This window comes from Streptomyces abyssalis (genome assembly GCF_001751365.1).
In the GTDB taxonomy this organism is placed as follows: domain Bacteria; phylum Actinomycetota; class Actinomycetes; order Streptomycetales; family Streptomycetaceae; genus Streptomyces; species Streptomyces abyssalis.
The window spans coordinates 14,144-38,606 of sequence record NZ_LJGT01000038.1 but is presented as its reverse complement, the minus strand read 5'-3'; the positions used below and the strand labels follow the sequence as shown (position 1 = coordinate 38,606).

Annotated in this window: 19 protein-coding genes; 12 read left to right on the top strand and 7 right to left on the bottom strand. The window is 72.1% G+C overall.

The window, feature by feature from the left end; translation table 11 throughout:
* The first annotated feature begins 2 nt into the window (after window positions 1-2).
* Window positions 3-1,622, top strand: coding sequence for an ABC transporter substrate-binding protein (locus AN215_RS07420; protein WP_070013387.1), 1,620 nt, complete (start codon window positions 3-5; stop codon window positions 1,620-1,622).
* A gap of 50 nt (window positions 1,623-1,672) precedes the next feature.
* Here the strand turns inward: AN215_RS07420 and AN215_RS07415 are convergent, their stop codons facing one another.
* The 4 genes from AN215_RS07415 to AN215_RS07400 all read right to left on the bottom strand — a co-directional run bounded on the left by AN215_RS07415 (window position 1,673) and on the right by AN215_RS07400 (window position 6,309).
* Window positions 1,673-2,623, bottom strand: coding sequence for a 4-(cytidine 5'-diphospho)-2-C-methyl-D-erythritol kinase (locus AN215_RS07415; RefSeq protein WP_079122802.1), 951 nt, complete (start codon window positions 2,621-2,623; stop codon window positions 1,673-1,675).
* A 4-nt stretch (window positions 2,624-2,627) separates the two neighbouring features.
* Entirely contained in the window at window positions 2,628-3,500 is an 873-nt protein-coding gene (gene rsmA, locus AN215_RS07410) for a 16S rRNA (adenine(1518)-N(6)/adenine(1519)-N(6))-dimethyltransferase RsmA (RefSeq protein ID WP_070013388.1), read from the bottom strand.
* 74 nt (window positions 3,501-3,574) lie between these two features.
* The gene (locus AN215_RS07405) at window positions 3,575-5,341 is read right to left on the bottom strand and encodes a resuscitation-promoting factor (protein ID WP_338057911.1); all 1,767 of its coding nucleotides are present in this window, start codon (window positions 5,339-5,341) and stop codon (window positions 3,575-3,577) included.
* 125 nt (window positions 5,342-5,466) lie between these two features.
* Window positions 5,467-6,309, bottom strand: coding sequence for a TatD family hydrolase (locus AN215_RS07400; RefSeq protein WP_070013391.1), 843 nt, complete (start codon window positions 6,307-6,309; stop codon window positions 5,467-5,469).
* A 114-nt stretch (window positions 6,310-6,423) separates the two neighbouring features.
* Between AN215_RS07400 and AN215_RS07395 the strand changes: the two genes are divergently transcribed.
* The gene (locus tag AN215_RS07395) at window positions 6,424-7,380 is read left to right on the top strand and encodes an IS481 family transposase (RefSeq protein ID WP_070008999.1); all 957 of its coding nucleotides are present in this window, start codon (window positions 6,424-6,426) and stop codon (window positions 7,378-7,380) included.
* A gap of 307 nt (window positions 7,381-7,687) precedes the next feature.
* Here the strand turns inward: AN215_RS07395 and rsmI are convergent, their stop codons facing one another.
* Window positions 7,688-8,554: a 16S rRNA (cytidine(1402)-2'-O)-methyltransferase gene (rsmI, locus tag AN215_RS07390; protein WP_070013393.1), complete on the bottom strand. Its 867-nt coding sequence runs from the start codon at window positions 8,552-8,554 to the stop codon at window positions 7,688-7,690.
* 248 nt (window positions 8,555-8,802) lie between these two features.
* Here rsmI and AN215_RS30280 point away from each other — a divergent pair, with 248 nt between their 5' ends.
* The 4 genes from AN215_RS30280 to AN215_RS07365 all read left to right on the top strand — a co-directional run bounded on the left by AN215_RS30280 (window position 8,803) and on the right by AN215_RS07365 (window position 14,255).
* The gene (locus AN215_RS30280) at window positions 8,803-10,635 is read left to right on the top strand and encodes a dolichyl-phosphate-mannose--protein mannosyltransferase (RefSeq protein ID WP_245694446.1); all 1,833 of its coding nucleotides are present in this window, start codon (window positions 8,803-8,805) and stop codon (window positions 10,633-10,635) included.
* A gap of 282 nt (window positions 10,636-10,917) precedes the next feature.
* Window positions 10,918-12,558: a penicillin-binding transpeptidase domain-containing protein gene (locus tag AN215_RS07375; RefSeq protein WP_107374308.1), complete on the top strand. Its 1,641-nt coding sequence runs from the start codon at window positions 10,918-10,920 to the stop codon at window positions 12,556-12,558.
* Between the two features lie 225 nt (window positions 12,559-12,783).
* A complete protein-coding gene (locus AN215_RS07370; protein ID WP_070013395.1) occupies window positions 12,784-13,281 on the top strand; it encodes a YbaK/EbsC family protein in 498 nt (165 codons plus the stop codon).
* Window positions 13,278-14,255, top strand: coding sequence for an EamA family transporter (locus AN215_RS07365; protein ID WP_070013397.1), 978 nt, complete (start codon window positions 13,278-13,280; stop codon window positions 14,253-14,255). Before AN215_RS07370 ends, AN215_RS07365 begins: the two co-directional genes overlap by 4 nt.
* Before the next feature lie 42 nt (window positions 14,256-14,297).
* Here the strand turns inward: AN215_RS07365 and AN215_RS07360 are convergent, their stop codons facing one another.
* Window positions 14,298-14,993 carry a hypothetical protein gene (locus AN215_RS07360; RefSeq protein ID WP_079122801.1) on the bottom strand — a complete coding sequence of 232 codons (696 nt, stop codon included), beginning with the start codon at window positions 14,991-14,993 and terminating at the stop codon, window positions 14,298-14,300.
* 204 nt (window positions 14,994-15,197) lie between these two features.
* Between AN215_RS07360 and AN215_RS07355 the strand changes: the two genes are divergently transcribed.
* The 6 genes from AN215_RS07355 (at window position 15,198) to galK (ending at window position 23,937) form a co-directional block, all read left to right on the top strand.
* Window positions 15,198-17,117 carry an ABC-F family ATP-binding cassette domain-containing protein gene (locus AN215_RS07355; RefSeq protein WP_070013398.1) on the top strand — a complete coding sequence of 640 codons (1,920 nt, stop codon included), beginning with the start codon at window positions 15,198-15,200 and terminating at the stop codon, window positions 17,115-17,117.
* Between the two features lie 350 nt (window positions 17,118-17,467).
* On the top strand, window positions 17,468-19,282 hold the full coding sequence (locus AN215_RS07350) for an outer membrane protein assembly factor BamB family protein (protein WP_070013399.1): 1,815 nt from the start codon (window positions 17,468-17,470) through the stop codon (window positions 19,280-19,282).
* Window positions 19,283-19,467: 185 nt separating this feature from the next.
* Entirely contained in the window at window positions 19,468-20,151 is a 684-nt protein-coding gene (locus AN215_RS07345; RefSeq protein WP_070013401.1) for a response regulator transcription factor, read from the top strand.
* Between the two features lie 363 nt (window positions 20,152-20,514).
* Entirely contained in the window at window positions 20,515-21,705 is a 1,191-nt protein-coding gene (galT, locus tag AN215_RS07340; protein ID WP_070013403.1) for a galactose-1-phosphate uridylyltransferase, read from the top strand.
* Window positions 21,659-22,702, top strand: coding sequence for a UDP-glucose 4-epimerase GalE (gene galE, locus AN215_RS07335; RefSeq protein WP_070013404.1), 1,044 nt, complete (start codon window positions 21,659-21,661; stop codon window positions 22,700-22,702). The genes galT and galE overlap by 47 nt, the downstream gene beginning before the upstream one ends.
* 14 nt (window positions 22,703-22,716) lie before the next feature.
* Window positions 22,717-23,937, top strand: coding sequence for a galactokinase (gene galK, locus AN215_RS07330; RefSeq protein WP_070013405.1), 1,221 nt, complete (start codon window positions 22,717-22,719; stop codon window positions 23,935-23,937).
* Here the strand turns inward: galK and AN215_RS07325 are convergent.
* Window positions 23,924-24,391 (bottom strand): GNAT family N-acetyltransferase, encoded by a 468-nt coding sequence (locus AN215_RS07325; protein ID WP_079122800.1) that lies wholly within the window; start codon window positions 24,389-24,391, stop codon window positions 23,924-23,926. The two genes, galK and AN215_RS07325, sit on opposite strands and share 14 nt — an antisense overlap.
* Between the last annotated feature and the right edge of the window lie 72 nt (window positions 24,392-24,463).

Sequence of the window (24,463 nt, the reverse complement as noted above, 5' to 3'; positions counted from 1 at the left end):
GGATGCCCAGGTGGAAGAAGATCCTCTACGCGCTGCTGGCCGTGGGGACGGTCACGGCGTGCGGCCTGCTCCTGCTGTACTTCCTCCAGAAGCCCGACACCTGCGTCGACGGGATCGAGCGGGTCGACGGCGAATGCGTCGGCGTCAACGGCGACGGCTACGACTTCGGGACGCCCGAGATACGGGACGTCGCCAGGGCCATCGCACGCCAGAACAAGAAGATCGACGACGAGCCGCACGTCACGGTGGCGGTGATGCTGCCGCTCCAGTCGGACAAGCCGTCCCTGCGCCGGCAGATGCGCAGCGACCTCCAGGGCGCGTATCTGGGGCAGTTGCAGGCCAACGAGGGCGAGGGGGAGCCGCCGAAGATCCGGCTGGTGCTCGCCAACCCCGGGCGTGCCTACGGCCACCAGGACAAGGTCGTGGACACCCTGCTGCGGATGGCCGACTCGTCCGAGGACCGGCTGCGCGCCGTCACCGGCTTCAACCTGAGCCTCGACGACACCGAGGCGGCGGTCAAGCGGCTCACCGAGCACAAGGTCCCCGTGCTCGCCTCCCGGATCAGCGGGGACCGGATCGCGAACGTGGACAGTACGGACGGGACGGCGAAGCCGAGGTTCCCCGGCCTGGCCCGCGTCATCGCCACCAATCACGACGCGGCACAGGCACTGGCCAACTTCAACGGCGAACGCGGCCGGGAGGACCGCAAGACGGTGCTGGTCTACGACCGGCGCGGCGACGGCTACAACGAGTCGCTGGCGAAGGCGTTCAGCGGGATCGAGGAGCAGGGCCCGTCCGGTCCCGCCGCGATGCCCTTCGAGTCCCCGGCGATCGACGAACCCGGCTCGACCGGCAACCAGTTCACCCAGACGGCCAACAACATCTGCGACTCCGGCGCCGAGACCGTCTACTTCGCGGGCCGCACGCTGCACTTGAGGATCTTCGCCCTCAAGCTCGCCCAAGTGGACTGCGCGAAGCGGCACTACACCATCGTCGCCGGCTCCGACGCCGCGTCGCTGCGGCAGAGCATGACGGAGAAGGACTGGGAGCAGCTGCGAGGCGAGGACGGCGAGCCGAAGGTGACGGTGCAGTACGCCGCCCCCGCTCATCCGGACGCCTGGCGCGAGGAGCTGGCCGACTGGAGGGAGAAGTGGGAGGCGGACCACGACCGCGAGCCCACCGAGGAGGAGCTGCCCCAGTACCTCACCGAGCCCGAAGCGGCCCTGGAGACCCTGAAGAAGCTGATCGGGACGACGCGCAGCGAGGGCGTGAACCTCGGCTCCGTCCCCAACCTGGAGGACTCCAGGACGATGCTCGTCCACGACGGCCTCGTCACCATCGGCAAGGCGCTGCACCACGCGCAGGAGGGCGGCGCGGAGGCGGTGCCCGGCCGCGAGGACGTAGGCAGCCAGTGGTCGCTGTTCCACTCCCGGCACCGGGTGCGGGGCACGAGCGGGCTGATCTGCCTGACCAGCGGCGGCAACGCGTACGACAAGCCGGCCGCGGTGGTCGAGCTGGACCCGGGCCGGGAGGGCCGCGGCAAGCTGAAGTTCGTCGGCCTGGGCTGGCCGGAGGGCCGGGAACAGCCGGAGAACTGTGTGATCCCCAGCGGGACCGACTGAGGTGTGAAGTGGAGCCCGCGGGCCGGGCGGGCCCCCGGCCCCCGGGCTCACTACTCGACCAGCGTCGCTCCGGAAGCCGGTGCGGTGGTGACGCGTGCGGCACGGCAGTGCCCCGAATCCTCCAGCGCGGCGGCGATCACGGACGCCGAGCCGGAGTCCCGGGCCAGGAACGCGCACGTCGGGCCGGAGCCGGAGACCAGCGCGGCGAGGGCGCCGGCCGCGGTGCCGGTCTTGAGGGTGTCCGTGAGCGACGGGCGCAGCGAAACGGCCGCCGCCTGAAGGTCGTTGGCCATCGCCGCCGCCAGCGCCGCCGCGTCGCCCGTGCGCAGCGCGTCGAGCAGGTCCTGCGAAGGCCGGGGCTCCGGTACGGAGTCGGCGTCCGCGCCCGTGCCGGCGGCCTCACGCAGCCTGTCGCACTCGCGGTATACGGCTGGTGTGGACAGGCCGCCGTCCGCGACCGCGAACACCCAGTGGAATGTGCCGCCCGTCTCCAGCGGCGTCAGCAGCTCGCCACGTCCCTGCCCCAACGCGGCCCCGCCCACCAGGGCGAACGGCACGTCGGACCCCAACTCCGCGCCGAGAGCGCGCAGTTCGTCCGGAGACGTGCGGGTCTCCCACAGCGCGTCGCACGCCAGCAGCGCACCCGCCGCGTCGGCGCTGCCGCCCGCCATGCCGCCCGCGACGGGGATGTCCTTGGCGATGTGCAGCCGCACGTGCGGCTCGCGCCCGTGCCGTTCGGCGAGCAGCCGCGCGGCGCGCGCCGCCAGGTTGCTCCCGTCCAGCGGTACGTGCCGGGCGTCCGGGCCCGAGACCGTGAGCTGGGGGCCCTGGCCGCCGTCGGCCGGGCTCGCCGGGCTCGCGGTGACCTCGTCATGGAGGCCGACGGCGAGGAAGACGTTGGCCAGGCCGTGGAAGCCGTCCGGACGCCGACCGCCCACCGCCAGCTGGACGTTGACCTTCGCGGGCACCCGCGCGGTCACGCCGCCCGTACCTGTGGTCACCTGCTCACCTCTCACGCTGCCCCGCGTTCCTGAGTACGTCCATGTGCTTCGCCCCGTACTCGGCGATCGCGGCGAACTCCCCGACCGTCAGCTGCTCTCCGCGCGCACGCGGCGAGACGCCCGCACCCGTCAGGGCATCCTCGGCCGCCGACGCGGAACCCGCCCACCGGGCGAGCGCCGAACGGAGGGTCTTGCGGCGCTGCGCGAACGCCGCGTCCACGACGGCGAAGACCTCGTCACGTGTGGCAGCGGTGCGCGGGGGATCACGGCGTACGAACGAGACCAGACCGGAGTCCACGTTCGGCGCGGGCCAGAAGACGCTGCGCCCGATCGCGCCCGCCCGCTTCACCTCGCAGTACCAGGACGCCTTGACCGACGGCACGCCGTACACCCTCGAACCGGGCGGCGCCGCGAGGCGGTCGGCGACCTCCGACTGCACCATGACCAGGCCGTGCCGCAGCGTCGGGAAGGCCGCCAGCATCTGCAGCAGCACCGGAACGGCCACGTTGTAGGGGAGGTTGGCCACGAGCGCGGTCGGCGGCGGCCCCGGCAGCCGCGTCACGTGCATCGCGTCCGCGTGCACGAGCTCGAAGCGCCCGGCGCGGTGCGGCAGCCGGGCCTCGACCGTGGCCGGGAGGCCGGCCGCCAGCACGTCGTCCAGCTCGACGGCGACGACGCGTTCCGCGGTCTGGAGGAGCGCGAGCGTGAGCGATCCGAGGCCGGGCCCGATCTCCAGCACGACGTCGTCGGAGTGGATGTCCGCCGTGCGCACGATCCTGCGGACCGTGTTGGCGTCGATGACGAAGTTCTGCCCGCGCTGCTTCGTGGGCCGCACGCCCAGGGCACCGGCGAGCTCGCGGATGTCGGCCGCGCCCATGAGTGCGTCCTGGCGGTCGTCAGGCGCGTGATCAGGCTCGTGATCGGGGTCGTGATCAGGGTCGTGGGCTGCGGTCACCTGGTCAGTTTACGGCCGCAGTACGGCCACGGACTCGCCCCCTCCGAGACGTACAGCTTCTTCGCGCGGTACGTCTGCTCCTGCGCGGGAGCGTCCTGCGGGCGGCCTCTGCCGCCCATCGCCTGCCACGTAGGGGCGTCGAACTGGTAGAGCCCGCCGTGGTGTCCGGAGCCGTCGACGGCGGCGGGACGGCCGCCGGACTCGCAGTGCGCCAGCGCCGCCCAGTCGAGGTGATCGGCGCCCGGAACGGACTGCGGCAGCGGCCGCGTGCCCACGCGGATGATCTGCTTGCGGGGATGCCGCAGCACTTCGACGGCGATGCGGCGCGGCTTCTCCCGTACGCCGTTGACCGTACGCAGCCGGTAGGTGACGCGGCGGATGCCCGTGCTGCCCGCCCGCTCCACGATCTCGGTGCCCTGCGCCAGCCCGGGGTCCGCCTGCCGCACGGTCTTGAAGGCGATCCGCTCCTCCTTCACCTTCTCCCTGCCGGTGATCCTCATCACCGTGATGGTCTGCCCCTCACGCGGGAAGCTGTCCATCGGCGCGGACGTGGTGTCCAGGCCGTGCAGTTCGATGCCGGTCTCCCCGAGGGCTTCGAGGACGGTTCCGGCGTTCGTGCGGACGGTCCTCTCCTCACCGTCCGCGATGAAGGTGACGTTGCGCTCCGTACGGACCTCCAGCTCGAGGCCGCTTCTCGGGATGTCCGCGCTCGGCGCCAGGGAAAGGGACGCGCCCCGGGTCCGCACGCCCATGCCCCGCAGCGCCTCCTGCACCGTGCGCTCCGTCGTCCACACCTGGCGCCTTCTGCCGTCGAGGGTGAGGTCGAGGGGGCGGCCGTGGCTGAAGGAGATCTCGTCGCCGTCGGCCACCGGCTGGTGCGGGGACGGGCCGACGGTGTCGTGTTCGCCGAGCTGCACGTCCTCCTCCGCGAGGAGTTCACCGACGTCGTCGGCGAAGGTGTGGAGCGTGCGGGGCGTGCCGTCGACGCTCAACTCGACCTCCTTGTCGTGCGCGACGAAGGCGGAGGTGCCGCCCGCGAGGAACGCCACGACGAGGGCCTGCGGCACCAGGCGGCGCAGCGCCTCGGGGCGCTGGGCGGCCTTCTGCGCGCGGGCCGCGCGGCGCGCGGCGGCCCGGCCGCCCTCGGGACGACGGACGGGTTCGGGCTCGGGCGCCGTCCGCGGTGCGGTTTCGGGGGGCGCCGGTGGTGCGGGCGGGGGTGTGGGCCGTGGTGGGGACTGCGCCGGGGGTGCGGGTGGGGACTGCGGTGCGGGCGGGGCGGCGTGGCGGGCCCTGCCGGACCGCTCGTAGGACGGGCGATAGGTGTCGTACGGGTTCCGCGCGTGGCGCGGTGGCGCCGGCGGGGGAGTGGCGGCCGAGGCGGTGGAGGGCACGGGCTGTGCGGGTGCGGGAGGCGTCGCGGGAGTCGCGGACGGCGAACCCGGCTGCCGCGGCGGCGGGTTCTGCGGGCTGCGCGTGTACGGCGGGACCGGCTGCCCCTGCGGGCGGGGCGGCGTCTGCTGCGGCTGCCCGTACGGCCGGCGCTGACCGTGGGGCGACGCGGCCGGCGCGTACACCGAGGGCGGGTACGGGGGAGGCGTGGAAGGCAGGCCCGGGCGGACCGTGAGGCCCCGGACGTCGCCCGGGTGGTCGTCGTACCGCTGCTCCGGTACGCGCGGAGCCTTGGTCTGCCCCCCGCGCGCACCCCGGCCCCCGAAGCCCCCACGGCGCACCGCGCGATGACTTCCCTGCGTCTGGCTCAACACGCGCTCCAACTTCCGGCGGGATGTCGCGCGGACTGTAGCCGGAGGGCCGGTCACTCTCCAAAGTCGGTTGGTCACAAAGGGTTGTTGTGCGGCCTTGTTTCAAGCCCCGCCGGGGGCGTCGCTCAACAGCCGAAGGCTCGTGCCGTGTTGGCGGCCACGTGCTCTGCCAGCGAGTCTTCGGACATGCCCTTCGTCTCGGCCATGGCCCGCAGCGTGACCGGAACGAGGTACGGCGCGTTAGGCCGTCCGCGGTACGGCGCCGGCGTCAGGAAGGGCGCGTCGGTCTCCACGAGGACGAGTTCGGGCGGCGCGACGGCGAGCGCGTCGCGCAGCGGCTGCGCGTTCTTGAAGGTGACGTTCCCCGCGAAGGACATGAACCAGCCCCGGGACGCGCAGTGCGCGGCCATCTCCGCGTCGCCGGAGAAGCAGTGGAAGACGGTCCGCTCCGGCGCTCCCTCCTCGTCGAGGATGCGCAGCACGTCGGCGTGGGCGTCGCGGTCGTGGATGACGAGCGCACGGTCCTGCCGCTTGGCGATGGCGATGTGCGAACGGAACGAGTAGTGCTGCGATTCCCTCCCGTCCTCGCCCGTACGGAAGTAGTCCAGCCCCGTCTCGCCGACGGCCAGCACCTGCGGCAGCGCGGCGAGTTTCTCGATCTCCGCGAGGGACGACTCCAGTTCGCCGCGGGCGGCGGCGCGCGGCGCCTCGTTGGGATGGAGGGCGACCGTCGCGTGCACCGAGGGGTGTTCGGCCGCCGTCCGGGCGGCCCAGCGGGAGCGCTCAAGATCACAGCCGACCTGGATGAGCGTGGTGACCCCCACCGACGCCGCCGCCGCGATCGCCTCCTCGACGGAGGGCTCCTGCATGTCGAGGTGCGTGTGCGAGTCGGCGACCGGCACGCGGAGCGGTTCGGGCAGCGGCGGCGCGGGCTGCGGCTCCTGCTGCCGCTGCGTGGAAGTCGGCATGCGCCGATCCTAGGTGTATTGATCATGAGCGTTGTTAACTCTGGGGTCTTGATCAATAGCGAAGACCTCCGCTGTGGTGGAGCTGTCTAAGGACTGCACCGCAGGGAGGTCTTCGTGTCCCACCGTAATGCCCGTCTGACTGTTCATGGCAGGCGGCTGCTGGTCGATCGTGTCCGTTCCGGCTGTCCCGTCGCTCATGTTGCGGGTGCGATGGGGATCTCCCGGGTCACCGCCCACAAGTGGGTCCGCCGCTGGCGCCGGGAGGGCGAAGCAGGGCTGCACGACCGCTCCAGCCGACCGCACACCACGCCGCGTCGCACCCCGGCCGCAGACGAGGCCCGGGTGTGCGAACTGCGCCGGATCCGCAAGCTGGGACCGGCCAGGATCGGGCCGATCCTGGGCCTGCCCGCCTCGACCGTTCACCGGATACTGACGCGGCATGGTCTGCACCGGCTGGCCTGGATGGACCGACCCACTGGAACCGTGATCCGACGCTACGAACGCGCGGCTCCCGGCGAGTTGGTACACGTCGATGTCAAGAAGCTCGGACGTATCCCCGATGGCGGCGGCTGGCGTGTCCACGGCCGGGCCGAGAGCCGGCTCACCAAGACCGGTGTCGGCTTCGATTACATCCACTCCGCCGTCGATGACCACAGCCGCCTGGCCTACAGCGAGGTCCACACCGATGAGAAGGCAGCCACATGCGCCGGCTTCCTCTACCGAGCGGCCGCCCACTTTGCCCACCACGGCATCCGCCGCATCGAGCGGGTGCTGACCGACAACGCCTGGTCCTACCGCAAGAGCAGCTTGTTCCAGCAGGCTCTGACCGATCTCGGCGCGACGGGCAAGCGCACCCGCGCCTACCGGCCACAGACCAACGGCAAGGTCGAGCGCTTCAACCGCACCCTTCTCGATGAATGGGCCTACCAACAGCCCTACGCCAGCAACGCAGAGCGCACAGCCGCACTGGACAGCTTCCTGCACACCTACAACCACCACCGATGCCACACAGCACTCGGAGGCCAGCCACCAATCAGCCGTGTGAACAACGCATCAGGTCAATACACCTAGGCCGTGCGCCGCGGGGGCCCGTCCGCCGGGCACGGGCCTGCCCGGGGTCCCGCGCGGTGGCGGCCGATCCCGGTCTGGCCCGGGGCCCGGGGCCGGAGGCCAGGGCGCTCCTGCCTGGCGACCCGGGGCGCCGGGGTCCTCCGGGGCGGTCCTTCGACGCGGGCTTGCGGTTGCCGGGGCCGGCGCGGCTGCGGGCTCGCCGTCCGAGGCGCGAACCGCGGCCCGGGGCCGAGGGGTTGGGGCGCGCCCGGGGACCCGGCTGCGCTGCGGCGGGCCCGCGACGTGCGCCGAGCCGCCCTGGCCTTGGCTAGTTCTGCCGGGCCTGCCCGGCGTCCGCGGTCTTCGCCGCCACCACCGCGTCGAAGACCTCCCGCTTGGGCACGCTCACCTGCCGGGCCACCGCCGCGATCGCCTCCTTGCGGCGCTCCCCGGCCTCCTCCCGTACCGCGACCCTGCGGGCCAGCTCCGCCGCGTCCAGCTCCTCGCCGCTCCCCTCGGGGGCGCCCCCGACGACGACGGTGATCTCGCCGCGTACACCGTCGGCGGCCCAGCCGGCCAGCTCCTCCAGCCCGCCGCGCCTGACTTCCTCGTACGTCTTGGTCAGCTCACGGCAGACCGCGGCCGGGCGGTCGGCGCCGAACGTCTCCGCCATCGCGCGCAGTGTCTCCTCGAGCCGCCGCGGCGACTCGAAATACACAAGCGTCCGCCGCTCGTCCGCCGCCTCACGCAGCCTGGCCCGCCGCTCACCGGCCTTGCGGGGCAGGAAGCCCTCGAAGCAGAAACGGTCGACGGGAAGTCCCGAGAGCGCCAGTGCCGTCAGCACCGCGGACGGTCCCGGCACCGCCGTGACGCCGATGCCCCGCCGTACGGCCTCGGCCACGAGCCGGTACCCCGGGTCGGAGACGGACGGCATGCCCGCGTCCGTCACCAGCAGCACCCGCGAACCGGCCTCCAGCGCGTCGGCCAACTCCCCTGTACGGGCGGCCTCGTTGCCCTCGAAGTAGGACACGACCCGGCCCTGGGGGCGCACCTCCAGCGCCTGTGTGAGCCGCCGCAGGCGCCGGGTGTCCTCGGCGGCGACGATGTCGGCCGCCTCCAGTTCGCGCGCGAGGCGCGGCGGCGCGTCCGCGGCGTCCCCGATGGGTGTTCCGGCCAGTACGAGCGTCCCAGTCACGGCGCCATCCTCGCAGGGGACGTGATCCTCGCCGCACGTCCGTCCCCGGCCATCCCTGCCCGTCCCCCGCCCGTCCCCGCCGTGACGGCGGCCCGCGGAGCCCCGGCCTGGCCCCCGCGGACCCCCGCCCCGCACAATTGCTCGGAGTTCGCGTGGCGGCGGTCCCGCACCGGCTGGTTCCTTACGATGGCCCGGTGACGACGAGCGACACCGCAGCGGAGAGCCGGCCCGCGCCGACCCAGGACGCCATGCCCACGTGGCAGGCCCGCCTGCGCCGCTTCGGCTACGCGGGCCGCCCCCGTACCGGCACCCGCGAGCGCCTGGTGCCGCCGTTCCCCAAGCCGGACCTGCGCATCGGCGCCGCCTTCGGCTTCTCGCCGCTCGTCTCCGCCCGGCTGGTGCGCTGGTCGGCGTGGGGCGCGCCGCTGCTGGTAGCGCTCGTCGCCGGGATGCTGCGCTTCTGGCAGCTGGGCTCGCCGCACGCCGTGATATTCGACGAGACGTACTACGCGAAGGACGCCTGGTCCCTCTTCCAGTACGGCTATGAGGGCAGTTGGCCGGAGAAGGCCAACGACAAGATCCTCGCACCGGACCAGACGATCCCCCTCTCTCCGGAGGGCGCCTACGTCGTCCATCCGCCGGCCGGGAAGTGGATCATCGGCCTCGGTGAGTCGCTGTTCGGTCTGGAGCCCTTCGGCTGGCGCTTCATGACCGCCCTGCTCGGCACGCTGTCGGTGCTGATGCTGTGCCGCATCGGCAGGCGCCTGTTCCGGTCCACCACGCTGGGCTGCCTCGCGGGGGCGCTCATGGCCGTGGACGGGCTGCACTTCGTGATGAGCCGCACCGCGCTGCTCGACCTGGTGCTGATGTTCTGGGTGCTGGCGGCCTTCGGCTGCCTGCTGCTGGACCGCGACCGTACGAGAGCGAGACTCGCGGACGCGCTGCCCTCGGAGGCGTCGGCGGACCTCCCCGCCGGGTCGCTCCCCGCGACGCAGGCGAACGGCCACGCGGGCTCCGCCTCGGCGGTGTCCGGCGTCCCGTCCGCTGCCCGCTCCACCGTCCTCGGCGGCGTTCCTTCCGGTGTCCCGTCCGGCCCGGCCGACGGCGTTCCGCGCGGCGGCGCCGACGTCCGTCCCGACCCGGAGACCGGCGCGCGCTTCTCCTTCGGCCTGCGCCCCTGGCGGCTGGCGGCCGGCCTCTGCCTGGGCCTCGGCTTCGCCACCAAGTGGAACGGCCTCTACATCCTCGCCGCCTTCGGACTGCTGACCGTCCTGTGGGACATGGGCGCACGCCGTACGGGCGGCGCGCCCCGGCCGTTCGTCGCGATGCTCCGCAAGGACGCGCTGCCGGCGTTCGCCTCCACGGCCGTCGTCGCCTTCGGCACGTACGTCGCGTCCTGGACCGGCTGGTTCGCCACCACCGGCGGCTACTTCCGCGACTGGGCGGAGAAGGACGGCGCCGGCGGGCCCTGGGGATGGCTGCCCGGGCCGCTGCGCAGCCTGTGGCACTACGAGGCCGAGGTCTACGACTTCCACGTGGGCCTGACCTCCGGCCACACCTACGAGTCCAACCCGTGGAGCTGGCTGATCCTCGGGCGCCCCGTCTCGTACTTCTACGAGTCGCCCAAGGCAGGCCGCGACGGCTGCCCCTCGTCACAGACGGAGGGCTGCGCGCGTGAAGTCCTCGCGCTGGGCACGCCGTTGCTGTGGTGGGCGGCCTGCTTCGCGGTGGCGTACGCGCTCTACCGCTGGCTGCTGCGGCGCGACTGGCGCGCCGGCGCCGTGCTGTGCGGCATCGCCGCGGGCTACCTCCCCTGGTTCATGTACCAGGAGCGCACGATCTTCCTCTTCTACGCGGTCGTCTTCGTGCCGTTCCTCTGCCTCGCCCTGGCGATGGCGGCCGGGGCGCTGGCCGGGCCGCCGGGCGTGGGGGAGCGCCGGCGCAGCGCGGGGATCGTCGGCACCGGAATCCTGGTGCTGCTCATCGTGTGGAACTTCGTGTACTTCTGGCCCATCTACACGGGGGAGACGATCCCCATGGACGCCTGGCGCAACCGGATGTGGTTCGAGACGTGGATCTGACGTGGATCCGAGTCTTCCGGTCGCGTGACCGGGGCGGCACAGCGGTGATGCCGGAGTGAAGCCGGGTGAACGGGAGTTGAACCGGACTGGACACGGCAGGCGCTCCCGTAAGGTTCCGGTTCAGGCCCGCCCCCTGATCCGGTGATTATTCGAATCCGCATCCCGTCCATATGCTCCCTAACGGGGATACCGGGGGCACGTGATGTTGCACGCGTGCTCTAGGGTGCCTCGGACAGGTCCTCGGCCGCATGGCTGAGGCGGGGTGGAGGGGCAGATTCTCAGATGCGTGACACTCAGAAGATGGCGCTGATCGGTGGCGCCGCCGCAGTCGTCGTCGGTGCGACCGGCTTCGGCGTCTACGCACTCGTCGGAGGTGACAGCAAGGGAGGCGGCAGCGTCGCCTCGGACGAAGGCAACGGTGAGGAGAAGGCCGAGAAGGGCCCGCCCAGCGCGTCCGAGGTCCGCACGACCGCGAAGCGGTTCCTGACCGCCTGGTCCTCCGGGGACGCGCAGAAGGCCGCGAAACTCACCGACGACAAGACGCAGGCCGCCGAGAGGCTGAAGGGCTTCAAGACCGACGCCCGCGTCGCCAAGATCAAGCTTTCGCAGGGTTCCGCTTCCGGCGCGAAGGTGCCGTTCGACGTGACGGCTCAGATCTCCTACGCACAGCAGAGCGCCACGTGGTCCTATGCCTCCTCCCTGGAGGTCGTACGGGACAAGAAGTCCGGCGACCCGGTCGTCGCGTGGAAGCCGACGGTGCTGAACCCGAAGCTGAAGGAAGGCCAGTCGGTCAAGACCGGCAAGGCGGGCACCCCGCCGATCAAGGCCGTCGACCGCAACGGCGCCGCGCTGTCGAAGGAAGAGCACCCGATGCTCGGGAGCATCCTCGACGACCTGCGCAAGCGGTACGGCGACAAGACCGACGGCACGCCCGGCGTCGAGACCCGCATCGTCGACAGCAACGGCAAGGACACCGGCACGACCCTGCGCACCCTCTCCAAGGGCACGCCAGGCACTCTCAAGACGACGCTCGACAAGGACATGCAGGTCGCGGCCGAGCAGTCCGTGAAGGGCAAGCCGAAGGCGGCGGCCGTCGCCGTCCAGCCCAGCACCGGCGAAGTGCGCGCCGTGGCCAACTCGCCCGCGGAGAGCTACAACAACGCCATCCGCGGTTCCCTCGCACCCGGCTCCACGATGAAGGTCATCAGCGCCGCGATGCTGCTGGACAAGGGCCTCGCCGCGCCGGACAAGCCGCACCCGTGCCCCAAGTACGAGGAGTACGGCGGCTGGAAGTTCCGTAACGACGACAAGTTCGAGATCGAGAACGGGACGTTCGCGCAGAGCTTCGCCCGCTCCTGCAACACCGCCTTCATCAGCCAGGCCAAGGAGCTGAAGGACGACGACCTCACCAAGGAGGCCCGTGACGTCTTCGGCATCGGCATGAACTGGCAGGTGGGCACCGGCACTTTCGACGGCAGCGTGCCCGTGCAGTCCGACGCGCAGATGGCCGCGTCGCTGATCGGTCAGGGTGCCGTGCGGATGAACCCGCTCAACATGGCGTCGGTCGCGGCGACCGTGCAGAGCGGCACCTTCAAGCAGCCGGTGATCGTCTCGCCGTCGCTGGACGACCGCAAGATCGCGAAGGCCGCGCGCACCATGAAGCCGCAGGCCCACAGCGACCTGAAGGGTCTGATGAAGCTCACGGCCGCCAGCGGCACCGCCGCGAAGCCGATGGCGGGGCTCGGCGGCGACGTCGGCGCCAAGACCGGCTCCGCTGAGGTCGACGGGCAGAAGAAGCCGAACGCCTGGTTCACCGCGTACAGCGGCGACATGGCGGCGGCGGCCGTCGTCCCCGACTCCGGGCACGGCAACGAGAACGCCGGTCCGGTCGTACGCAAGATGCTCGACGCGGCGGCGGGCTGAGCAGGAGCCCGCGGCTCGCAACAAGAGCGACAGCACGGCACAGCACGAGCCGAGCGAGCGGTGTCCTTCCGGGAGATCCGGAGGGGCACCGTTCGCCGTGTGCGGGGGCGGTGCGGTGCGGGTGCCCGCGCGGTGCCGGTGCCGGTGCCTGCGCCGGTGGGCCGTGGAGCGGAACGCGGGAAACAGCATCGCGCGGCCCGGGGCCCGACGGGTAGCGTCCGCCCCATGAGCAGCACACCCCAAGCCCATCCGCGCTTCGCGGAGGCCCTGTCGGCCATGGGCCTGACCGTCGAGATCCGTGCCTTCCCCGACGCCACCCGCACCGCGGCGCAGGCCGCCGAGGCCGTCGGATGCGAGCTGAGCCAGATCGTCAAATCGCTGGTCTTCGAGGCCGACGGCGAGCCGGTCCTCGTACTGATGGACGGGGCGTCCCGGGTCGATGTCGCCCTCGTACGGGCCGAGTTGGGCGCCCAGAAGGTCAGCCGCGCCGACGCCGGCCTGGTGCGCGAGGCGACGGGCTACGCGATCGGCGGGGTGCCGCCCTTCGGCCACGTCACGCAGACGACGCGGGTGCTCGCCGACCGCGGCCTGCTCGCGCACGACGTGGTCTGGGCCGCCGCGGGCACCCCGCACACGGTCTTCGCCCTCGCCCCCGAAGAGCTGATCACGCACGCGCGGGGCTCGCTCGTGGACGTACGCGAGCAGACCGCCGAGGTTCCGTGACGCCGCTGGTCGTCGCGGCGGTGCTGGTCGCCGCCGTCACGCATGCCGCCTGGAACGCCCTCGCTCACCACATCAGGGACCAGCTGCTCGCCTTCACGCTCGTCGGCGGGGGCGGTGCGCTGTGCGGGCTGGTGCTCGCCTGCTTCGTGCCGCTGCCGGCGCCTCAGGCGTGGCCCGCGCTGGTGGTCTCCGCGGTGCTGCACGTCGTCTACCAGCTGCTGCTGATGCGGTCGTTCGGGCTCGGCGACTTCGGCCAGATGTACCCGGTCGCCCGGGGCACGGCACCGCTGGTGGTCACCGTGCTCGCCGCGTTCTTCCTTCAGGAGCTGCCGGACGCCTGGCAGTTGACGGGTGTGGCCGTCGCCTCGGCGGGGCTGCTCGGCGTCGCGCTGTGGGGGATACGGGCGAAGAAGGGCCCGGCCGCCGGGCGGGGCGCACCGGCCGGGCACGCCCAGCCGCCCGAGGGCCGCGACGAGCCGCCCGAGGGCCCCGCGCCGGCCCTGGAGTCCGCCACGTCCGGCTCGTCCTCCTCGTCCGCCGCCTCCTCCCGGTGGCCCGCGCTGACCGCGGCCGTCGCCACCGGCCTGGCCATCGCCTCGTACACGGTCGTCGACGGTGCCGGAGTACGCGCCTCGGGCTCCGCACTCGGCTACGTGGCGTGGCTGATGGTGCTGCAGAGCTTCGCCATCCCCGCGTACGCGGTCGCCACCCGGCGAAGGGCGCTCCTCGCCCAGCTCCGGCCCCTCGCCCTGCGGGGGCTGACGGCGGGTGCGCTCTCCCTGGCGGCCTACGGACTCGTCCTGTGGGCCCAGACTCGGGCGCCCCTCGCGCCGGTCGCCGCCCTGCGCGAGTCGTCGATCATCGCGGGTGCGGCCATAGGGGCGCTCTTCTTCAAGGAGCGCTTCGGCACACCGCGCGTGGCAGCGTCCGCGCTGATGGTCGGCGGCATAGCCCTGATGCTGCACGGCGGCTGAACGCGGGCGGGGACCCACGCGGGCGGGACCCCGGACCCCGGCTCAGACCCTGTAGTCGTCCCAGCTGTCCTTGACGAAGCCGGCGTGGCTGCTCATCAGGGCGACCAGCGCGGCCAGCACCCTCGGGTCCCACCCGTCGGACGGTACGTCCAAGCCGTCGCTCCGCCAGTCGAGAGCCCGCTGCCCCTCCCGCCTGAAGCGCGTACGCACGGGTATCCGCGGCACGTCGGGCGAGCCGAACGCGATGAAGACCCAGAACGGGAGCAGCAGCCACCACACGCAGTGCCAGAACACCCGGCCCTTGACACCGGTGGCGGCCCGCTGCCCCGTCTGCTGGACGCTCCACCGGGCTCTGATCCGTCCCCTCGTGAACGCCTTCTGCCGTGTGATCAGGGCCAGTTGCTCACCTGCGGGCCCGCCGAAGACCTCGTACGCCGCCACCCGGCCGCCCCCGGGCTGCGTCACCACGCGGGCGACGCGCTGCGCCCGGTACGGGTCGGCCCACAGGTCGAATTCGCGGGTCCCGTCCTTGCGGGCCTTGCGGTACTTCTCGGCGCCGCCGGGCGGGAGCGCGCGCTCGACGTGTGCGACCGTCCAGGCCGACCCGTCCTCGACGGCGCCCGGTGCCTCGCTGCCGTTGCGTATCTCCCGGAAGACCCGTCCGTCCTCCGGCGGCTCCCACTTCGCGCGGGCTCCCGTGGTGTCCGGCACCGGATCGAGCAGCCAGAACCTCTCCATGCTTCCCCGTCCCCCTGGTCTCCCAAGTCGTCGCACGCCCGTTTCGCGACCCCTTGCGTGATCACGGCGGACGCGGGAGCGGACTCTACCCAGCGGCCGGTGCCGCGCGCCTGCGGGGGCCGCACGGCACCTGCGTACCCTGGAGGGCTGATCCTCCCTTGGAGCACCGGAGGTGCCCAATGGACAGCGCGCGACAGGAGTGAGATGGCCGTCAACCTCGTCAATCTGGAAGCCGTGGGCAAGGTCTACGGCACCCGGGCGCTGCTCGACGGCGTCTCGCTCGGCGTGAGCGAGGGCGACCGCATCGGCGTCGTCGGGCGGAACGGGGACGGCAAGACCACCCTGATCAGGCTGCTGTCCAAGCTGGAGCCCGCCGACGACGGACGTGTGACGCACTCGGGGGGTCTGCGCCTCGGTGTGCTGACGCAGCACGACTCCCTTGACCCGGCCGCGACCGTACGGCACGAGGTCGTCGGCGACATGGCCGACCACGAGTGGGCCGGCGACGCCAGGATCCGCGACGTGCTGACCGGACTCTTCGGAGGTCTCGGCCTGCCCGGCTTCCCGCAGGGCCTCGACACCGTCATCGGGCCGCTCTCCGGTGGTGAGAGGCGCCGAATCGCGCTGGCTCAACTGCTCATCGCCGAACAGGACTTGATCGTCCTCGACGAGCCCACCAACCACCTGGACGTCGAGGGCATCGCCTGGCTCGCCGCCCATCTGCGTGCGCGGCGCTCGGCGCTGGTGTGCGTGACGCACGACCGCTGGTTCCTGGACCAGGTGTGCACGCGGATGTGGGACGTGCAGCGCGGCGGGGTGCACGAGTACGACGGCGGCTACTCCGACTACGTCTTCGCGCGCGCCGAGCGGGAGCGCATCGCCGCGCAGGAGGAGGCCAAGCGGAAGAACCTGATGCGCAAGGAGCTGGCGTGGCTGCGCCGCGGCGCGCCCGCCCGTACGAGCAAGCCGCGCTTCCGCATCGAGGCGGCCAACGCGCTCATCGCGGACGAACCGCCGCCCCGTGACGACGCGGAGCTCATGCGGTTCGCCAACTCCCGCCTGGGCAAGACCGTCTTCGACATGGAGGACGTCTCCCTGCAGGCCGGTCCCAAGGTGCTGCTGAAGCATCTGACGTGGCAGCTCGGCCCCGGCGACCGCGTCGGCCTCGTCGGCGTCAACGGCTCCGGCAAGACCTCGCTGCTGAGGGCGCTCGCGGAGGCGGCGCGCAGCGGCGGCGAACGGCAGTCGGAGCTGGTCACGGGCGGACGCGTCAAGGTCGGCAGGACGGTGAAGCTGGCGTATCTCTCGCAGGAGGTCGCCGAGTTGAACCCGGGACTTCGCGTTCTGGAGGCCGTCGAGGAGGTCCGTTCGCGCGTGGACCTCGGCAAGGGACGGGAGATGACCGCCTCGCAGCTGTGCGAGCGCTTCGGCTTCGTGAAGGAGAAGCAGTGGACACCCGTGGGTGACCTCTCCGGCGGTGAGCGCCGCAGGCTGCAGATCCTGCGTCTGCTGATGGACGAGCCGAACGTGCTCTTCCTCGACGAGCCCACCAACGACCTCGACATCGAGACCCTCACCCAGCTCGAGGACCTGCTGGACGGCTGGCCGGGCTCGCTGGTGGTCATCTCCCACGACAGGTTCTTCGTCGAGCGGACGACGGACCAGGTGTACGCGCTGCTCGGGGACGGCGCGCTGCGGATGCTGCCGCGCGGCATCGAGGAGTATCTGGAACGGCGCGCACGGCAGCGCGAGTCGGCGCAGACGAACACGAACGCGCCCGCGGCGTCCCGCACTTCGGCCTCGTCGTCGGCCGCGGGCCGTTCCTCGTCCTCCTCCTCGGCCCCCTCTTCGTCCTCCGCCGCCTCGTCCTCGGGCTCCTCGGCGTCCGGGGTGCAGGCTCAGCGGAAGCCGGCCGCGGCGGCGCGTGCGGGGCAGAAGGAGATGCAGCGCATCGAGCGTCAGCTGGACCGCATCGGAGAGAAGCAGACCGAGCTGCACGAGGCACTCGCCGAGCACGCCACGGACTTCGAACGCGTCGCCGGCCTCGACGCGGAGCTGCGCGAACTGGACTCGCAGCGCGAGGACTTGGAGTCCCGCTGGCTGGAGCTCGCCGAGAACGGATGAGCAGATGACGCAGCGGGCCGGGCTCGCTCGCCGGTGGGCGGGCGGCACGCGGCGTTCCGTACCGCTTCCCCGGCCGGCGGCCGCTCTGCTGCGTGCCGGCGCCCGTCCCGCTCTGTTCCGCCGGCCGGACCGCTACTCGCGGGTCGGTGACGGCTGCGCAACGTATGCGTCTCGGGCCCGTCTCTTCCAGCGGCTACCGGCTGGAACCGGACCGCCGGTTCGTGGTGTCCGGTGATAGAAAGACATCCGCGCACAAGCCAGCCGAAGGCGGGCCAGATGTCCGATTCGCTCCGCCCTACGGGGGCTTGAGGGGCGGACGTCCGGTCTGAACGTCAACGAGGGAATCGCTCATGTCGCAGCCGCCTCCGCCGCCCAGTCAGCCTCCCAGAGGGGATTCACCCGATCCGGAGAAGCCGGAAGAGGGCCCCGGCCTGGAGAAGAAGGAGCCCACGGGCGCCGATGCTCCGCAGACGCCTCCGCCCACGGGAGACCAGGGCGGGACGCCTCAACAGCCCGCGCAGCCGCCCCCGTCGGGCGGCTTCGGCGCGCCCCCGCAGCCCCCGGCCGGGGGTTACGGCTACCCGCAGCAGCCTCCGCCGGGCGGTTACGGGACCCCGCCGCCACCGGCGGGGGGTTACGGCTATCCCCAGCAGCCGCCCCAGGGCGGCGGTTACGGCTACGGCTACGGGCAGCAGCCGGCCCAGCCCTACGGCCAGGGCCCCGGCATGTACCCGACGGCGCCGCAGGGCGGCCCCTACGGGCCCGGCGGTCCGGGTGCCGGGCCGGGCGGCAGCGGCGGAGGCAACGGCAAGGTGATCGCGATCGTCGCGGCCGCGGTCGCCACCGTGCTGGCAGTCGTCACCGTCGGTTTCTTCCTCGTGAACAACGACAAGGGCACCGAGGCCAAGGACGACGGCAAGACCGGCACGAAGGGCATCGGCGGCAAGCCGGCCAGCACCGAGGGCAAGGAACTGTTCAAGATTCCCTCGCCGAAGCTCACGGACGAGGAGTCGGTGAGCGTCACGGGCGCCTGGGCCACCGACAAGATCTTCGCCAAGAGCACGATCAACGGCATCATCGGCATGGACGCGGCCCGCGGCAAGCAGGCCTGGAAGATCGACCTCGACGGTCAGGTGTGCGCCGCCTCCCGGCACTCCACGGACGACGGCAAGACGGCGGTCGTGACCGCCGAGACCAAGTCGTCCCGCGCGGAGTGCAATCAGATCGCCGTCATCGACCTGAACAAGGGCAAGAAGCTCTGGCAGGAGAAGATGCCCAACAGCGAACGCGCCACCACGCTGGGCATGAATATGACCATCAGCCAGAACGTCGTCGCGGCCAAGTGGATCGGCGGCTCGGTGGCGTACGAGATGTCCGGCGGCACGCCGCTCTGGAAGTCCGAGGGCACCGGCAGCGGTTGCCAGGACGAGGGCTTCGCGGGCGGCGAGGAGCTGATGGCGGTCGTGCAGTGCGGCAGCTACAGCGAGCCGAAGCTGAAGGTCCAGAAGCTGAACCCGAAGACGGGCGAGGCGAATTGGGAGTTCGACGTGCCCAAGGGCGTGCAGAGCGCCCGGATCATCTCCTCCGACCCGGTCGTGATCGGCGTCAGCGCCGGCACCAGCTCGACCACCGACGTGATGACGGTCGGCGACGACGAGAAGCTCAAGTCCAAGATCTCCCTGGGTGACCGCAAGTACGACCCGGGGTGCAGCACGGGCGTCGAGTCGTGCGCCTCCGCGGTCGTGGACGACGACTACGTCTACCTGCCCTCGGCGCGGCACCAGGGCGACGACTACTCGTCCACGAACGAGATCATCGCCTTCGACCTGGAGACCGGAAAGCCCAAGTGGAAGTCGGACGCGGGCGAGCGGCGCACCATCACCCCCGTCCGCATGCAGGGCGACAAGCTCATCGCGTACAAGAAGCCGACCTACGGCGCGGGCGGCCAGGTCGTCGCCGTCGACCCGGGGAAGCAGGGTGAGCAGGAGCTGTACATGCGCCACCCCGACGACAGCTCGGAGACGGAGAACAACTTCGCGGGCATCACGCTGCGCGAGCCGCCCCTCTACGAGAACGGGCGTCTCTTCCTCCACCAGACGCTGATCTCGGAGCGCAGCACCGGCACCTACGGCAAGTACCTCGGCATCGGATTCGGCGCCGAGTAACGACCGGACTATCACCGTTCGTCCGCCGTTCCTCCCACTTCTGCCCCCGAAGTGGCCCGGAACGGCGGACGAACGTGTAGCTTCCGGGAGCACAGGAGGGGTTGTTCCCGCGAGCCCCCGGGGCCGCCCGGGCCCCAGGGCCCTGAGGGGCGCCCGCAGGGAGCGGCGGTGGGGGGTTGTTGCGCATGAGCGTCCGGCTCATGGTGGTGGACGATCACAGACTGCTCGCCGAGGCGCTCGCCTCGGCGCTGAAACTGCGCGGCCACCGGGTGCTGGCTGCCGCGGCGCCCAGCGCGGGCGCGGCGGATCTGGTGCTGAGCAGGGCGCCCGAAGTCTGTCTGCTGGGTACGGCGGCTCCCGCCGAGGCGGGCGTCTTCGACCCGGTGATACGGATCAAGCGAGAGAAGCCGCAGATAGCGGTCGTGGTGCTGGGGCCCGTGCCCAGCCCGCGCGGTGTGGCCTCGGCGTTCGCCGCCGGGGCCTCCGGCTACGTACGGCACGACGAGCGCATCGAGGGCGTCGAGCGCGCCATGATGAAGGCACGGGCGGGAGACGCGGCGGTGGCGCCGCAGCTGCTGCGGGAGTCCTTCGCCGATCTGCTCAACCCGGCCCCCGAGCCCGACGACGAGGGCGCGCGGCTGCTGCAACTCCTCACGCCCCGCGAGGTGGAGGTGCTCATGCGGGTCGCCGAGGGCGAGGACACCCGGCTGATCGCGACGGGGATGCGCATAGCGCCGAGCACCGCCCGTACCCACGTGCAGCGGGTGCTGATGAAGCTGGGCGTCGGGTCCCGGCTGGAGGCGGCTGCCCTGGCCGCTCGCACGGGGCTGCTGGAGCGGGCGTACGAACCGGGCGCCGCCGAGGAGTGAGCGCGCCGCCCTGACGGTGCGAGGGGGCCCGGCGTGAACCGGCCGGTGAACCGCGCGCCCTGAACGCCACGCCCTGAACCGCGCGCCCTGAACCGCGCGCCCTGAACCGCGCGCCCTGAACCGCGAAGTCCGGAACGCGAACCCCAACCCCGAACTGCCCGTCCCCGCCTGGCATCTCCCGGTGTGCTCCCGCCCCGGTGTGCTCTCGCCCTGTCCCTGATGCCGCATGTGTACGGTATGCGCCTGTGAGCGGTCCACGGGTTCCGTGCGGCCCTGTTGGGCTCCCTGTTGGTCTCTGATTTCTTGTGTGTGATTATGTTGAGACTGGACTGGAGTCGGCCGGATCGTGAGGAGCGGACACCGTTGAAGAAGACCTCGACCCGGCTGGCCGACGGCCGCGAGATCATCTATTACGACCTGCGGGACGACGCCGTGCGCGACGCCGTCGACCGGCGCCCCCTGGGCGGCACGACGACGGCCTCCGAGATCCGCTACGACCCGCTGCTCGCGGAGTGGACGGCGGTCACCGCGCACCGGCAGGAGCGCACCTACCATCCGCCCGCCGACGCGTGCCCGCTGTGCCCGACCCGCGGCGGACATCTGAGCGAGATCCCCGAACCCGGCTACGACGTCGCCGTCTTCGAGAACCGCTTCCCCTCCTTCACCGGCGGCCCGGGCCCCGAGGCCGCATCCGGTCCGCCCGGTCTGCTGACGCACCGGCCCGGCGCCGGCCGCTGCGAGGTCGTCTGCTTCACACCGGACCACGACTCCTCCTTCGCGTCCCTCACGCACGAGCAGGCCCGGCTGGTGATGGACGTGTGGACCGACCGCACCGCCGAACTCTCCCTGCGTCCCGGCGTCGAGCAGATCTTCTGCTTCGAGAACCGCGGTGCGGAGATCGGGGTGACCCTGCAGCATCCGCACGGCCAGATCTACGCCTATCCGTTCACCACCCCCCGCACCGCGCGCATGCTCGACTCCGTCGCCCGGCACGCGGCCCGCACCGGCGGGCGCAACCTCTTCGACGACGTCGTCGCCGCGGAGGCTGCCGACGGGCGGCGCATCGTGTGCGAGAGCGAGCACTGGACGGCCTTCGTTCCGCACGCCGCGCACTGGCCGTACGAGGTGCACCTGTATCCGCGGGAGCGCGTTCCGGATCTGCCGGCGCTGAGCGAGGAGGCCCGGGCGGACTTCCCGGGTGTCTATCTGGAGGTACTGCGCCGCTTCGACCGGGTCTTCGGCCCTGACGAGCCGCCCACCCCGTACATAGCCGCCTGGCACCAGGCCCCGTTCACGCTGCCCGCGCGCGGGCAGCGGACCGGCGGCACGGGGGACGGTGCGGCGGCGTCCGCGGCCCGCGAGGACTTCGCACTCCACCTTGAGCTTTTCACCGTCCGACGGACTTCCGGCAAACTGAAGTTCCTCGCGGGTTCCGAATCCGGGATGAACGTGTTCATCAACGATGTGCCGCCGGAGCGCGCGGCCGAGCGACTGCGAGAGGTAGCGAGTGACTGCCAGCCCCCGGGGGTTCTCCCCCTCAGCACACACCGGTAAGTACCTGGTCACAGGCGGCGCCGGATACATCGGAAGCGTCGTCGCCGCCCATCTGGTCGAGGCCGGGCACTCCGTCACCGTGCTCGACGACCTCTCCACCGGCTTCCGCGGCGCGGTCCCCGAGGGTGCCGCGTTCGTCGAGGGACGGCTTCAGGACGCGAGGCGTGTCCTGGACTCCTCGTACGACGGCGTGCTGCACTTCGCGGCCCACTCCCAGGTCGGCGAGTCCGTGCAGGATCCCGGCAAGTACTGGCGCAACAACGTCGGCGGCAGCATCGAGCTGCTGGACGCCATGCGCGAGGCCGGCGTACGCAGGCTCGTCTTCTCCTCGACGGCCGCCACCTACGGTGAGCCGCTGACCACGCCCATCCACGAGGACGCGTCCGAGGCCCCGACCAACCCCTACGGCGCCTCCAAGCTCGCCGTCGACCACATGATCGGCGGCGAATGCCGGGCGCACGGGCTGGCCGCCGTATCGCTGCGGTACTTCAACGTCGCCGGTGCGTACGGGCGTTACGGCGAGCGGCACGACCCCGAGTCGCATCTGATCCCGATCGTGCTCCAGGTCGCGCAGGGCCGCCGCGACGCCGTCTCCGTCTTCGGCGACGACTATCCGACGCCCGACGGCACCTGCGTACGGGACTACATCCACGTCGCGGACCTCGCGGAGGCCCATCTTCTCGCCATGGCCGCGATGACGGGCGGCGGCGAAGGCGCGGGCGAGGTGGCCGGCGGAGCCCACCTGATCTGCAACCTGGGCAACGGCAACGGCTTCTCCGTGCGCGAGGTCGTCGAGACCGTCCGCAAGGTGACCGGCCACCCCGTGCCCGAGGCCGCGGCCCCCCGCCGCGACGGCGACCCGGCTCAGCTCGTGGCGTCCGCGGAACGCGCCGTGAAGCAGCTGGGCTGGCGCCCCTCACGTACCGACCTCGCCGAAATCGTCCAGGACGCCTGGGACTTCACCCAGCGGTACGCGGGCACGGCCGGCGCCGAATGACGGACGAGCCCCGGATGACGGACACACCCCGTACGGCGGACGAGCCCGGAACAGCGGGCGAGCCCGGCGTGGCGGACGGCTTCCGTGCCGTGTACGGGACGGCGCCCGAGGGGGTGTGGGCGGCGCCGGGGCGCGTCAACCTGATCGGTGAACACACCGACTACAACGACGGCTTCGTCATGCCGCTCGCACTCCCGCACACCTGCCGTGTGGCGGCCGCCCGCCGCGACGACGGCGTACTGCGGCTGCATTCGGCCGGCGTCCCCGGGGGCGTCACCGAGCTGCAGCTGGACGGTCTCGCCCCGCAGGGCGCATCCGGCGACCGCGGCGGCTGGGCCGCCTACCCGGCGGGCGTCGTCTGGGCGCTGCGCGGTGCCGGGCACCAAGTGGGCGGCGCGGACCTGCACTTCGAGAGCAGCGTGCCGACCGGTGCCGGCCTGTCCTCGTCCGCCGCGCTGGAGGTCGCCACCGCCGTAGCCCTCGACGGGCTGTACGGGCTCGGCCTCGCCCCGGACCGCCTGGCCGAGCTGTGCCGGCGTGCGGAGAACGACTTCGCGGGCGTCCCGTGCGGCGTGATGGACCAGATGGCGTCCGCCTGCTGCACCTCCGGGCACGCGCTGTATCTGGACACCCGGGACCTCACGCGCAGGCAGATCCCCTTCGACCTGGCGGCGCGGGGGCTGCGGCTGCTGGTCGTCGACACCCGCGTCAAACACGCCCTGGGCGACGGCGCCTACGCCGAACGCCGCGCGGGCTGCGAGGCGGCCGCCGCCGCGCTGGGCGTCGGGGCCCTGCGCGACGTCGCGTACGGCGAACTGGCAGCCGCGCTGCGGAGCGTCGAGGACGAGGCGCTGCGGCCGCTGGTACGGCACGTGGTCACCGAGAACGAGCGCGTCGCCCGCACCGTCCGCCTCCTGGACGCGGGGGAGACGCAGGCCATCGGACCCGTACTGACCGAGGGACACGCCTCGCTGCGCGACGACTTCGCCGTCTCCTGTGCCGAACTCGACCTGGTCGTCCAGGCGTCGACCGCGAGCGGCGCTCTGGGCGCACGCATGACGGGCGGCGGATTCGGCGGCTCCGCGATCGTGCTCGTACGGGCGGAGGCCGCGGAATCCGTTGCGAAGGCGGTCGGTGAGGCCTTCGCGGCGGCCGGGTACCGGGCTCCGCGCGTCTTCGAGGCCGTACCGGGGCCGGGTGCGCGGCGGATCACGGACGGGATCACAGGCACTTGACGAAGAGGTGGTCGGAGGAGCCCGGCGGGTAGTCCTCGACCGTGCCGATGAGGGTGTAGCCCTGCTTCGCGTAGAAGCCGGAAGCCTGGAAGTCGAAGGTCTCGACGCGCGAGCCGACACAGCCGTGCTTTTCACGGGCCTGCTCCTCGGCTGTGGCCAGCAGTCGGGACCCCAGCCCCGAGCCGCGCAATTCGCCGTCCACCCACAGCAGTTCGACGTGCAGCCAGTGGGCCCAGGCATGACCGACGACGCCGCCCGCGAGCCGCTCGCCCTCGAACGCGTAGACCTCGACGGGCACTTCGGAATCCGCAGGTGTGCCACGCAGTTCACGCATCACCCGTGAGCTGCGGGAATTGGATTCCCTGAGCCTTTCGTGCACGAGACTGGGGGCACCCCCTGGCCGGAGGCGCAGGGGGAGTCCGGCCTCGTCGGCGTGTGCGTCGATGTGGAACATGTCGCTCAGTTCACGCCATGCGCAAGCAGTTTCGCCAATCGGTTTCCGTTGTCATCTCGCGGCATTACTCTG

Excerpts from the sequence above, each read along its gene's own strand:
- AN215_RS07420 (WP_070013387.1), top strand. The coding sequence starts at position 3 with ATGCCCAGGTGGAAGAAGATCCTCTACGCGCTGCTGGCCGTGGGGACG.
- rsmA (WP_070013388.1), bottom strand. The coding sequence starts at position 3,500 with ATGGGCGCGGCCGACATCCGCGAGCTCGCCGGTGCCCTGGGCGTGCGG.
- AN215_RS07400 (WP_070013391.1), bottom strand. The coding sequence starts at position 6,309 with ATGCCGACTTCCACGCAGCGGCAGCAGGAGCCGCAGCCCGCGCCGCCG.
- AN215_RS30280 (WP_245694446.1), top strand. The coding sequence starts at position 8,803 with ATGCCCACGTGGCAGGCCCGCCTGCGCCGCTTCGGCTACGCGGGCCGC.
- AN215_RS07375 (WP_107374308.1), top strand. The coding sequence starts at position 10,918 with ATGCGTGACACTCAGAAGATGGCGCTGATCGGTGGCGCCGCCGCAGTC.
- AN215_RS07370 (WP_070013395.1), top strand. The coding sequence starts at position 12,784 with ATGAGCAGCACACCCCAAGCCCATCCGCGCTTCGCGGAGGCCCTGTCG.
- AN215_RS07360 (WP_079122801.1), bottom strand. The coding sequence starts at position 14,993 with ATGGAGAGGTTCTGGCTGCTCGATCCGGTGCCGGACACCACGGGAGCC.
- AN215_RS07355 (WP_070013398.1), top strand. The coding sequence starts at position 15,198 with ATGGCCGTCAACCTCGTCAATCTGGAAGCCGTGGGCAAGGTCTACGGC.
- AN215_RS07350 (WP_070013399.1), top strand. The coding sequence starts at position 17,468 with ATGTCGCAGCCGCCTCCGCCGCCCAGTCAGCCTCCCAGAGGGGATTCA.
- AN215_RS07345 (WP_070013401.1), top strand. The coding sequence starts at position 19,468 with ATGAGCGTCCGGCTCATGGTGGTGGACGATCACAGACTGCTCGCCGAG.
- galK (WP_070013405.1), top strand. The coding sequence starts at position 22,717 with ATGACGGACACACCCCGTACGGCGGACGAGCCCGGAACAGCGGGCGAG.
- AN215_RS07325 (WP_079122800.1), bottom strand. The coding sequence starts at position 24,391 with ATGTTCCACATCGACGCACACGCCGACGAGGCCGGACTCCCCCTGCGC.